The sequence below is a fragment of the Nocardioides sp. Arc9.136 genome (assembly GCF_030506255.1).
In the GTDB taxonomy this organism is placed as follows: domain Bacteria; phylum Actinomycetota; class Actinomycetes; order Propionibacteriales; family Nocardioidaceae; genus Nocardioides.
Genome location: NZ_CP113431.1, coordinates 2,435,665 through 2,446,680 on the forward strand (window position 1 = coordinate 2,435,665; position 11,016 = coordinate 2,446,680).

At 71.8% G+C, this 11,016-nt stretch carries 11 protein-coding genes; 4 read left to right on the forward strand and 7 right to left on the reverse strand.

Annotated elements, in window-relative coordinates; all coding sequences use genetic code 11:
- Positions 1-69: 69 nt before the first annotated feature.
- Both OSR43_RS11845 and OSR43_RS11850 read left to right on the forward strand, forming a co-directional pair.
- Complete coding sequence (locus tag OSR43_RS11845) at positions 70-903, forward strand: phytanoyl-CoA dioxygenase family protein (protein WP_302266756.1); 834 nt, start codon at positions 70-72, stop codon at positions 901-903.
- 231 nt (positions 904-1,134) lie between these two features.
- Positions 1,135-1,311, forward strand: a complete 177-nt coding sequence (locus OSR43_RS11850; protein ID WP_302266757.1) for a hypothetical protein — start codon at positions 1,135-1,137, stop codon at positions 1,309-1,311.
- 255 nt (positions 1,312-1,566) lie between these two features.
- Here the strand turns inward: OSR43_RS11850 and OSR43_RS11855 are convergent, their stop codons facing one another.
- The 4 genes from OSR43_RS11855 to OSR43_RS11870 are packed head-to-tail and all read right to left on the reverse strand — an operon-like array spanning position 1,567 to position 6,223.
- Complete coding sequence (locus OSR43_RS11855; protein WP_302266758.1) at positions 1,567-2,577, reverse strand: ABC transporter permease; 1,011 nt, start codon at positions 2,575-2,577, stop codon at positions 1,567-1,569.
- A complete protein-coding gene (locus OSR43_RS11860; protein WP_302266759.1) occupies positions 2,574-3,575 on the reverse strand; it encodes an ABC transporter permease in 1,002 nt (333 codons plus the stop codon). Before OSR43_RS11860 ends, OSR43_RS11855 begins: the two co-directional genes overlap by 4 nt.
- The gene (locus OSR43_RS11865; protein ID WP_302266760.1) at positions 3,568-5,133 is read right to left on the reverse strand and encodes a sugar ABC transporter ATP-binding protein; all 1,566 of its coding nucleotides are present in this window, start codon (positions 5,131-5,133) and stop codon (positions 3,568-3,570) included. The genes OSR43_RS11860 and OSR43_RS11865 overlap by 8 nt, the downstream gene beginning before the upstream one ends.
- A gap of 7 nt (positions 5,134-5,140) precedes the next feature.
- Complete coding sequence (locus OSR43_RS11870; RefSeq protein ID WP_302266761.1) at positions 5,141-6,223, reverse strand: ABC transporter substrate-binding protein; 1,083 nt, start codon at positions 6,221-6,223, stop codon at positions 5,141-5,143.
- A 323-nt stretch (positions 6,224-6,546) separates the two neighbouring features.
- Here OSR43_RS11870 and OSR43_RS11875 point away from each other — a divergent pair, with 323 nt between their 5' ends.
- Both OSR43_RS11875 and OSR43_RS11880 read left to right on the forward strand, forming a co-directional pair.
- A complete protein-coding gene (locus tag OSR43_RS11875; RefSeq protein ID WP_302266762.1) occupies positions 6,547-7,374 on the forward strand; it encodes a DeoR/GlpR family DNA-binding transcription regulator in 828 nt (275 codons plus the stop codon).
- Positions 7,371-8,285 carry an aldose 1-epimerase family protein gene (locus OSR43_RS11880; RefSeq protein ID WP_302266763.1) on the forward strand — a complete coding sequence of 305 codons (915 nt, stop codon included), beginning with the start codon at positions 7,371-7,373 and terminating at the stop codon, positions 8,283-8,285. Before OSR43_RS11875 ends, OSR43_RS11880 begins: the two co-directional genes overlap by 4 nt.
- Positions 8,286-8,316: 31 nt before the next feature.
- Here the strand turns inward: OSR43_RS11880 and OSR43_RS11885 are convergent, their stop codons facing one another.
- The 3 genes from OSR43_RS11885 to OSR43_RS11895 all read right to left on the reverse strand — a co-directional run bounded on the left by OSR43_RS11885 (position 8,317) and on the right by OSR43_RS11895 (position 10,871).
- On the reverse strand, positions 8,317-8,790 hold the full coding sequence (locus OSR43_RS11885; RefSeq protein WP_302266764.1) for a hypothetical protein: 474 nt from the start codon (positions 8,788-8,790) through the stop codon (positions 8,317-8,319).
- A 246-nt stretch (positions 8,791-9,036) separates the two neighbouring features.
- The gene (locus tag OSR43_RS11890) at positions 9,037-10,089 is read right to left on the reverse strand and encodes an ATP-binding protein (protein ID WP_302266765.1); all 1,053 of its coding nucleotides are present in this window, start codon (positions 10,087-10,089) and stop codon (positions 9,037-9,039) included.
- A gap of 38 nt (positions 10,090-10,127) precedes the next feature.
- Positions 10,128-10,871: an SDR family oxidoreductase gene (locus tag OSR43_RS11895; protein WP_302266766.1), complete on the reverse strand. Its 744-nt coding sequence runs from the start codon at positions 10,869-10,871 to the stop codon at positions 10,128-10,130.
- Positions 10,872-11,016 lie beyond the last annotated feature (145 nt).

Genomic DNA, 11,016 nt, shown 5'->3' on the forward strand with positions numbered 1-11,016 from the left:
ATTGCAACGTGGCATTGCAACGTTGCAAACTGGGTACCGAACGTCACACCACTTTCCCGGGAGGACCACATGACCGCCGCAGCACTCGACGTGCCGATCGACACGGACGTCATCCGCGACACCATCCAGACCGACGGCATCATCGGCTGCAAGGGCGCCTTCTCCCGCGAGTGGGTCGAGCAGCTCCGCGAGGACGTCGAGGCGGCCTTCGCCGAGGCCCAGTCCCGCGAGGGCGGCTCCGTCGGCCGCGGGCCGAACCGGTACTACGTCGAGATCCACCCCGAGGCCCTGCGCGGCTTCGTCGACCTCGTCGACCACCCGTGGGTCCGCGCGACCTGCGAGGCCGTCCTCGGCCCGGACTACAAGATCGTCGAGGTCGGCTTCGACATCCCGTTCGAGGGCGCCAAGAACCAGCCGTGGCACCGCGACTTCCCGAGCCCGAAGGAGACCCTCGAGGAGGGCCGGCTCACCTCGCTCGCCTTCAACGTGACCTGCGTCGACACCGAGGAGGACATGGGTCCCTTCGAGGTCGCGCCGGGCACCCACTGGGACAAGGGCGAGGAGTTCAACCACGGGATGTTCCCGCTGAAGAAGGAGTACTCCCGCTTCGAGGAGCGCGCCGTGCGCAAGTACCCGCAGATGGGTGACATCTCGGCGCGCTCCGCGCTCACGGTCCACCGCGGGACCAAGAACGAGTCGGCGAAGTCCCGTCCGGTCCTGGTGCTCGGCGTGGACGCCCCCGGCGCCGGCAACGACGAGAAGCACGACCTCGCCGTGACCCGCCAGTACTGGGAGAACCTCCCCCAGCGCGTCCGCGACCACCTCGACTGCCCCGTCGTCAACGAGCTCACGCCGATCACCCAGAAGCACACCATCGAGGGCCTGGTGATGGGCGAGGCCTGAGCCTCCGTCCCACCCGGTCCCACGCCGACGGCCCGGCACCCGCAAGGGGTGCCGGGCCGTCGGCGTCTGCGTGTGCGTCTGCGTCCGCGTGTGCGGGACCCCAGGGACATGGCCCGAACGGGTGGGTGCCCGGACCGTTCGGCCACACGTGCGCCGATGGCCGGACAGCCGCCACCCCGGCAAAGTAAAAACGGACCGTCGGCCACCCGGACCGACGGTGGGGGGAAGACCATGGAGAGCGGCACGATCGTCACCTACTGCGACGGCGGCTTCTGGTGGAACGACGTCGCCGGGTCGCGGTACGACCAGGACACCGCCCTGCGGCACCAGACCTTCCAGGACGCCGAGCGCCTCGGGCGCGCCATGGCCCGGCGCCAGGGCGTCGCGCACGTCGTGCGGTACGCCTGAGTCGTTGCTCGGGCTGGGTCCCGCGGTTGCCGGGTGGCTGCCGGATTCCCCGGGGCCCCGGGGATTCCGGCACCTCTCAGGGATTGCAACCCCTGAGAAGTGCCGGTTCTGCCTGAGAAGTGGCCGGGCTGGGGCGGCGCGGCGGGGACGGCCTGCGGGGGTCCCCGGTGCACCACCGGTGAGGAACGCGTCGTGCCCCTCACCGGCCGGAGCCGGTGAGGGGCACGATCAGGCGGTACCGCGCTGTGACGGTCGCTAGGTCCGGTCGACGCGGGTGAGCCAGCGCTGCAGCGTGACGACCAGCAGCAGGATGGTGCCGCTGACCACGGACTGCCAGTCGGAGTCCAGCGAGCCGATCTGGTTGATGACGTTCTTGATCACCTGCAGCAGCAGGACGCCGATGAGCGTGCCGAGCACGGTGCCGGCGCCGCCGGTGAGCAGCGTGCCGCCGAGGACCACCGCGGCGATCGCCTCGAGCTCGGTGCCGACACCGAGGATCGTGACGCCCGAGGAGGTGTAGCTGGCGATCATGATGCCGCCGAAGCCGGCGAGCAGCGAGGAGGCGACGTACGTCAGCACCTTGGTGCGCTGCACCGGGAGGCCCATCAGGTCGGCCGCGTCCTCCTGGCCGCCGATCGCGAGCACGGAGGCGCCGTAGGACGTGCGGTGCAGCACCAGGGCGCCGATCGCGAAGAACAGCACCACCAGCAGGACCGGGTAGGGGATGCCGAACAGCTCCCCCTGGGCGAGCTTCCGGAACGCCGAGCCCCGCGGGACCTTGTACGTCGTGGCGCCCTCGTCGCTGAGGAGCAGCAGCAGCCCGCGGGCGAACAGCAGACCCGCCAGCGTGACGATGAACGGTGGCAGGCCGCCGCGGGCGATGATCAGCCCCTGGGTGAGCCCGATCGCGCCGCAGACCGCCAGAGGCAGGACGAACGCGACGAGCGTGCCGTGCTGGCTGCCCCAGGCGGCGAGGACGCCGCCGAGGGCGAAGACGCTGCCGACCGACAGGTCGATGCCGCCGGTCATGATCACGAACGTCATGCCGAGGGCGAGCATCGCGAGGAACGACGCCTGCACCGCGATGCCGGTCAGGTTCCCCCGGCTCGCGAAGGTGTCGAAGCTGACGCTCGCAACGGCGACCACGACCACGAAGATCGCCAGCGCGCCCTGGCGCTGGACCAGCGAGGCGAACCGGGCCCGCGAGGCCGCGGCGGCCTCCGGCGCGTTCGACGTCGCCGGGTCGACGACGGTGGAGGTGCTCATGTGCGTCGCGCCTTTCCTCGGCCGAGCTGGACGTAGACGGCGGCGATGACGATGACCGCCTGCACGATCTGGGCCGTCGAGTCCGGGATGTTGTGGAAGATCAAGGTGGCGGTGATCAGCTGCATGAGCAGCGCTCCGGCGATGGTGCCGAGGATCCGCACCTGGCCGCCGGAGAGCGGCGTGCCACCGATGACGACCGCGGTGATGGCCGAGAGCTCCATCAGCTGACCGAGCTTCGTCGGGTCGCTCGCCTGCGAGCGGGCCGCCAGCAGGATGCCGGCCATCGCGGCGAGCAGCCCGGAGACGACGTACGTCGTCACGAGCACGCGCCGCACGGGCAGGCCGGCGAGCTGGGCGGCGAGCTTGTTGCCGCCGATCGCCACGAGCTGGCGCCCGTAGGTCGAGCGCCGCACGAGGAGCCAGACCACGATCGACGCGGCCGCGGCGATGAGCACGACGTAGGGGATGCCGAGGACGCTCCCCGTGCCGAGCTCGACGATCCCGGGCTCGCGGATGCTCTTGATCTCCCCGCCGAAGAGGTTCGCGACGCCGCGACCGACGACCATCAGGCCGAGGGTCGCGACGATCGGTTGCACCCCGACGACGGCGACCAGCACACCGGCGATCAGGCCGACCACGACGCCGGCGACGAGGCCGATGACGATCGCGCCGACCGAGCCGTACCCGACATAGAGCGGGATGAGGGCGGCGGCGAGCGCCATCACGGCGCCCACGGACAGGTCGATGCCCTCGGTGCCGATCACCAGCGCCATGCCGAGCGCGACGATCACGACCGGCGCGACCTGGACGAGCTGCAGCCGCAGGGTCCCGGTGCTGACGAAGTTGTCGGTCAGCAGCACGTTGGCCAGGAGCAGCAGGCCCAGCGCGACGAACACGCCGTTGCGCCGCACCCAGTCCTGGTCGAAGCGCGGTCGGGTGCGGGTGGTGGCGTCCTCGGCCGTGGTGGCCGACGGGGCCGTGGCAGTGCCGTCACTCACGGCTGCTCCCCTCCATCTCTCGGTCTCCCGCCAGCGCGGTCAGCAGCTCGGAGCTGCTCAGGTTGGTGCTGTCGAGCTCGGCCTGGACGTGCCCGTCGTGCAGCACGACGATCCGGTCCGCGCCCTCGACGAGCTCGTCCATCTCGCTGGAGATCAGCACGACGGCGAGCCCCTGCTCGGCGAGCTCGTCGATGAGCGCCTGCACCTCGCTCTTGGCGCCGACGTCGATGCCTCGGGTCGGCTCGTCGAGGAGGAACACGGTGGGCTCGGTGGCCAGCCAGCGGGCGATCAGCACCTTCTGCTGGTTGCCGCCGGAGAGCTCGCGGACCTTCTGGTCCGGGCTCGACGCCTTGATCCGCAGCCGCTTCATGAAGGTGTCGACGAGCCGGTCGATCTTGGCCTCCGACACGACCCCGGCGCGCGACATCCGCGGGAGCACGGCGAGCGCGATGTTGTCGCGGACCGAGAGGTCCGGGACGATCCCCTCCGCCTTGCGGTCCTCCGACAGCAGCGCCACGCCGGAGGCGAGCGCGCCCCTCACCGAGTTGGCCTTGACCTTCGACCCGGCGACGGTGACGTCACCGGACTGGGCGCGCAGGGCGCCGTAGATGGCCTTGACGGTCTCGCTGCGCCCGGAGCCGAGGAGGCCGGCCAGGCCGACCACCTCGCCGGGGCGCACCTCGAGGTCGATGCCGTGCAGGCGGTTGCGGACGTCGAGCCCGGAGACCACCAGCGCCGGCTCCTCCGACTGGCGGTGGGACGCGCCGAACTCGGTGGCGCCCTCGGCCTGGACCTCCTCGACGTCGCGACCGAGCATCTTCGAGACCAGCTCGAGCCGGCTCATCTCGGCCATCGTGCCGGTGTGGACCCACTGGCCGTCGCGCAGGATGGTGACCCGGTCGCACAACTCCCACAGCTCGTCGAGCCGGTGGGAGACGAAGACCAGCCCCACGCCCCGGTCCCGCAGGCCGCGGGCGACGCGGAACAGGGTCTCGACCTCCTTGGTCTCCAGCGAGGACGTCGGCTCGTCCATGATCACGACCCGGCTGTCGACCGACATGGCCCGGGCGAGGGCGACCATCTGCTGCGACCCGAGCCCGAGCCGGCCGAGCTCGGCGGTGACGTCGATGTCGATGCCGAGCTCCTCGACGAGCTCACGGGCCCGGCGGTTCATCGCGCGTACGTCGATGAGCCCGAACCTGCGCGGCTCGCGCCCCAGGAAGATGTTCCGGGCCACGCTGAGCAGCGGGACCAGGTTCACCTCCTGGTAGATGGTCGAGATCCCGGCGTGCTGGGCGTCGGAGGGACGGCGGAAGTGCACCGTCTCGCCGGCGTACCGGACCTCCCCCTCGTCGGGGGTGTAGACGCCGGTCAGGACCTTGATCAGCGTCGACTTGCCGGCGCCGTTCTCCCCCACGAGCGTGTGGATCTCCCCCGCCCGGAGCTCGAAGTCGACGCCGCGGAGGGCGTGGACGCCGCCGAAGGACTTGGTGACCCCGACCGTCTGGAGGACGGGGTCACCACCGCCCCGCGGCGGCGTGCTGCTGGTCTGCGTCACGGGTGGCTCAGAACGCCTTGCCGAGGTCCTGCTCGGCGTTCTCGGTGGTGTAGGAGTCGTCCTCGATGATGACGTCCTCGGGGATCTCCTCACCGTCGTAGAACTTCGTCGCGGTCTCGAAGGCGAGCGGGCCGAAGCGCGGGTTGGACTCGATGACGGCGTTGATGTCGCCGTCGACGATGGCCTGGACGGCGTTGCGCGTGCCGTCGATCGACACGATCTTGATGTCGCTGCCCGGGTCCTTGCCCGCGGCGCGGACGGCCGTGACGGCGCCGAGCGCCATCTCGTCGTTGTGGGCGTAGATCGCGGTGATCTCCGGGTTGGACTGGAGCAGCTGCTCGGTCACCGACTGGCCCTCGTCACGCGCGAAGTTCGCCGTCTGCTCGACGATGATCTCCAGGTCGGGGTACTCCTCCTCGACGCGGTCCTTGAAGCCGGCGTTGCGCTCGTCGGTGACGTTGTTGCCCGAGGAGCCGAGCAGCACCGCGACCTTGCCCTCGCCACCGGTGGCCTCGGCCATCGCGTCGGCGGCGCGCATCCCCTGGTCGTAGAAGTCCGAGCCCAGGAACGCGATGTAGTCCGAGCACGGCTCGTTGGTCACCTTGCGGTCGATGGTGAGGACCGGGACGCCCTTCTTCTTGGCGGCGTCGAGGGCGGGGTCGAGGCCGTCGGAGTTGACCGGCGCGACGATGAGGAACTGCGCGCCCTGGTTGAGCATGTCCTGGATGTCGGCGATCTGCTTGGGCAGCTCGGCGTTCGCGTTGGTGGTGATCAGCTTCTTGACGCCGGCCTCCTTCGCGGCCTCCTTGATCGACTCGGTCTCCGCCGCGCGGAAGGCGGCGGTGTCCGGCTCGGACTGGGAGAACCCGACGGTGGCGTTCTTCAGGTCGAGCTTCTCGGCGCCGTACTTGTCCAGCGTGCAGCCGGGACCGGTGTTCTCGGTCTCCTTGACGACCTGCTCGTCCTTGCCGGTGCCGGCGTCGTCCGAGGCGCTGTCGTCGCCGGAGTTGGTGCAGCCGGTCAGGGCGAGACCGGCCACCGCCGCTGCGGCGATCGTCTTCCAGGGCGCCGTGCGGTTCATGGTCTTCATCGATGCTCCCGTGGGGTGAGGTGGGCGGGCCCGGCGTGAGATAGCCGTCACAAGTGCCTTCGCGCAAGCAAACATGACCGCACACAAAAGCGCAATCACCCGGGGAGACGAACTGCAAAGGATTCTGTTCGCCGAGGCCCTGACGACGTCGCGGATACGGCACTCGGCGCGGATGCGAGCGTGGATCCCGCGGCAACTCGGGACGAACTGGCCCTTGCCACCTCGCCCACCCCACCCTCAGGATGTGCACATCGGACCTCAAGTCCGAACATCCCCTCACAGTCCGCGATGAGGGGGCACGGGGGTCGACGAGAGGGGCCGCATTGCTCGCCGCCGAACGCCAGGCACGCATCCTGCACGAGGTGCAGCAGCGCGGAGCAGCCCGCGTCAGCCAGCTCGCCCGGCTGCTCGAGGTCTCGGAGATGACCATCCGGCGGGACCTGGACAACCTGGCCTCCCAGGGCCGCCTGGACAAGGTCCACGGCGGCGCGACGATCGCGGGCGGCACCAAGCCCAGCACCGACGAGCCGGGGTTCGAGGCCAAGTGGGCGCGCCAGACCGCGGAGAAGGAGGCGATCGCCGCCGCCGCCGCGGCGATGGTGCGTCCGGGCTCCGCCGTCGGGCTGTCGGCCGGCACGACGACCTGGACCCTGGCGCACCACCTGCGCACGATCCCGGACCTGACGGTCGTGACGAACTCGATGCGGGTCGCGGAGGTGCTGCACAAGGCGGGCGGCGCTGCCCCCAACGTCGTCCTCACCGGCGGCGTGCGCACGCCCTCCGACGCCCTCGTCGGACCGGTGGCGGTCTCCTCCCTGCGGCTGCTCCACCTGGACCTGGTCTTCCTGGGCGTGCACGGGATGGACGCCCGCGCCGGCTACACCACGCCCAACCTGCTCGAGGCCGACACCGACCAGGCGCTCGTCGCCGCCGGCCAGCGCCTCGTGGTCCTGGCCGACCACACCAAGTGGGGGATCATCGGCATCTCGACGATCGTCCCGCTGGACCGGGCCGACGTCGTCGTCGCCGACGACGGCCTCGACCCGGACGGCCGGGCGACCATGCGTGAGCTGGGGGTCGACCTCGTGCTCGCACCGCTGACCGCCGGTCGGACCGCCGGCACCGCCGACGGCGTCGGGAACGCCTCGTGAGCCGGGGCGGGGCCGAGCACGAGCTCACCCACGGTGGGCTCGTCGCCGTCGTCACCGAGGTCGGCGGCGGTGTGCGCCTGCTCCAGCACGACGGCCGCGACCTGGTCCGTCCCTACGCAGCCGACGAGGTGCGTCCGCGCTTCCGCGGGTCGGTGCTGCTCCCGTGGCCCAACCGGGTCGCCGACGGGCGCTACCGCTTCGGCGGCCAGGAGCACCAGCTGCCGCTCACCGAGCCCGACCGCGGCAACGCGCTGCACGGCCTCGTGTGCTGGGTGCGCTTCGACATGCTCGACTCCACCTCCGACTCAGCGACCTTCGGCCACCGGCTGGTGCCGCAGCCGGGCTACCCCTTCGAGCTCGACGTGACCGTCCGTCACGCGCTCGCCGAGGACGGACTCACCACGACGGTGACGGCCCGGAACGCCGGCGCCGAGGACGCGCCGTACGGCGTGGCACCGCACCCCTACCTCGTCGCGGGCCCGGGCGTGGTCGACGACTGGACCCTGCAGCTGCCCGTCACCGAGGTGCTCGAGGTGACCCCCGACCGGCTGCTCCCGCTGGACCGCTCCCCCGTGGCCGGCACCGACCGCGACTTCCTCGCGGCCCGTCCCATCGCCGGCACCGCGGTGGACCACGCCTTCACCGGCGTGCGTCCGGACCCCGACGGGTTGGCCCGCGTGCGCCTGCACGACGGCACCGGCACCGGCGTGCAGTGCGTGTGGGACCCGACCCGCCTGCCCTGGCTCCAGGTCCACACCGGCGACCTCCCCGACGAGCCCGAGAACGACCGTCGCGGCCTGGCTGTCGAGCCGATGACCTGCCCGCCGGACGCGTTCCGCTCCGGCGAGGACCTCGTCGTGCTGCGTCCCGGTGACGAGCACACCGTGTCCTGGACCCTCGGCCCGCTCTGACCGGGGGGTGTTGGCGAAGGAGGCGGGAGAGCTAGTCCCCGACCTTCACGTTGACGACCATGCCGGTGGCCTGGGTGCCGCGTTGCCATAGGTGGTCCGCCCCCCGGACGTAGGTGACGTCCATGCCCCTGATCACCACCCGCCCTGCTCGCCGTGGGGTCACCGTCATGGCGATGGTCGTGGTGGCGGCAGGGGCCAGGCGGACCTTCCGACCTGCGACGTCGGCAAGGGAATCGCACGAGCGGTCTGCGGTCCCGTCTGCCGCGATGAAGGGCTCGCCGCTGCGCTGGCACACGGCGAAGGTGATGAGGGCATCGGCGGTGTTGGTGACGACGCGGGGTCGAACCCCGTTCACGGTGATGGTCTCGGGGTCCTCGTGGATCGGGCGCTGCACCATGTCGAAGGTGACCGGGTGAGGGTTCGAGGCGGCCTGCTTCGTCGAGAAGCCGTTGCCGACAGCGGTGAACGTACTCGGCTTCGTCCACCACCGGGAGTACGCCAGCACCAGTCCCAGGACCAGGAGGAGGGCCAGCCCAGCGGCGATCCACCGACGGTCGAGTCGCCGGCGGGGGCCAGGCGGAGCCGAGCCCGGCGACTCCTCCTCGTCCCGCTGGTCCACCACGTTCCCGGATGCGGACATGGGCCTCAGTATGGAGTGTCTGCGATCGCACGCTGGTCGGCAGGTCCGGTGGACGCCGCCGCGCGCGGCGGTCACGACGCACCCAGCGAGACCGAGCCGGCGCCGGAGCGGTCAGTCGGCCCGGAGGTCCTCCGCCGGCCACGTGGTGACCAGCCGGGCGCCGCCGCCGGGGGCGTCGGTGATGGTCACCGTGCCGCCGTGGGCGCGCACCAGCCCGTGCACGATGTAGAGCCCCAGGCCGGAGCCGCCGCGGGCGCCGCCCTTCCAGAACTTGGTGAACACCCGTCGGCGCATCTCCTCGGGGACGCCCTCACCCTGGTCGTCCACGGTGACGCGGACGCCGGCCGGGTCGCTGCCCTGCCCCTCGGCGACGGCCTCGACGTGCACGCGCACGGAACCGTCCCCGTGCCGCACGCCGTTCTCGACGAGGTTGGTCACGACCTGGGTGAACTTGTCGGGGTCGACGTGCACCGCCGGGAGGTCGTCGTCGAGGGTGAGGTCGATCGGCCGGGCGGTGCCGGCGGCGACCGACTCCACGATCCGGGTGACCAGCACCCCGGCGTCGGAGGGCCGGGGGTAGAGCTGGAGCCGGCCCGTGTCGATGCGGGCGACGTCCAGCAGCTCGGCGATCAGCCGGCTGAGCCGGTCGGAGTCGGCGGCGACGGTGGTGAGCATGAGCTTCTTCTGCTCGTCGTTGAGCTTGTCCCACCGGTTGAGCAGCGCCTGCACGAAGCCCTTCACCCCGGTCAGCGGCGAGCGCAGCTCGTGCGCCACGGTCGCCACGAGGTCCGAGCGCTCCCGGTCGAGCCGGGCGCGGCCGCGGCCGGAGCGGATGGTCACCGCGACCTGGCGCACCGGTTCGCGGACACCGTCGCGGTGGATGCGGGCCGCGACGAGCACCTCGGTGCCGTCCGGGAGCAGCCAGGACTGCTCCGGGACGGCGGTGCGGGTGGCGATCCCGCCGTACGGGCGGTTGCACGCCGTCCAGGCGCGGCCGTCCTGGTCGCGCAGCGCCAGCACCTCGGGCAGCGGGCGTCCGACGGCTCCGGGGCCGTCGACCCCCAGCATCCGCGCCGCCGGTGCCGAGACCAGCACCACCCGCTGGTCGGCGTCGGCGACGACGACGCCGTCGGGCAGCGAGTCGGCCAGTGCCTGGGCGTCCACGCACGCCACCCTAGGCGGCGAGGGCCGGCCGGGTGCGCTCAGCGCGGGTAGTTCTCGTTGCGCAGCGTCACCACGACGTTCTGGAGCACCACCTCCGGCGGCAGCGTCACCGCGGTGCGGACGAGGCCGGCGACGATCGCGGGGTCCATCATCCGCTCGGGCGGGAGGCCCCACTGGTCCATCATCGGCGTGGCCATGGCCGCCGGGTCGATGATGCTGACCCGCGCCGGCCAGCCGCGCTCGCGGGACTCGGTCTGCATGACCTCCGCCAGCTTGTGCATCGCGGCCTTGGAGGCGTTGTAGGCACCGGCACCCGCGCCGACCGTGAGCGCGCTGATCGACACGACGCACACGATGTCGCCGGTCTCGGCGCCGAGCGCCTGCAGGTGCCGCACGAAGGCGCGGCTGAGGTACATCGGCCCGTGGACGTTGACGGCGAAGACTCCGTGCCACTGGTCGTCGTCGACCTCGACGACGTCCGCGCCGCGGTCGGTGCCGGCGTTGTTCACGAGCAGGTCGAAGCGCGCACCGTGCTCCTTGCCCGCGCGCCGGACCACCTCGTCGACGGCCGCGCGGTCGGTGACGTCCAGGGCCACCGCCTCGGCGCTGCCGACGCCCGCGTCCGCCGCGAGCTCCGCGGTCCGCTTGGCGCCGTCGACGTCGATGTCGGCGACGAGCACGTGCGCGCCGCGTCCGGACAGGTCGAGGCTGATCGCGCGGCCGAGGCCGCTGCCGCCACCGGTGACGAGCGCGACGCGCCCCTCGAGCTCCTGAGTCGTCATGGCTGCGCTGTACCCGCGGCGCCGGCGCCGAGACCTGCCACTTTCGCCCGGAGGGATGAAGTGGTCGGCCCCGGGTACCCCCGCGGCACCGAGCGTTCCGAGCGCCCCGCACGAGGGGTGCGCACGTCGACGGGAGAGGCGGACA

What these genes read in the sequence shown, in the direction of transcription:
- OSR43_RS11845 (WP_302266756.1), top strand. Translation starts at nt 70, where the DNA reads ATGACCGCCGCAGCACTCGACGTGCCGATCGACACGGACGTCATCCGC.
- OSR43_RS11850 (WP_302266757.1), top strand. Translation starts at nt 1,135, where the DNA reads ATGGAGAGCGGCACGATCGTCACCTACTGCGACGGCGGCTTCTGGTGG.
- OSR43_RS11855 (WP_302266758.1), bottom strand. Translation starts at nt 2,577, where the DNA reads ATGAGCACCTCCACCGTCGTCGACCCGGCGACGTCGAACGCGCCGGAG.
- OSR43_RS11870 (WP_302266761.1), bottom strand. Translation starts at nt 6,223, where the DNA reads ATGAAGACCATGAACCGCACGGCGCCCTGGAAGACGATCGCCGCAGCG.
- OSR43_RS11895 (WP_302266766.1), bottom strand. Translation starts at nt 10,871, where the DNA reads ATGACGACTCAGGAGCTCGAGGGGCGCGTCGCGCTCGTCACCGGTGGC.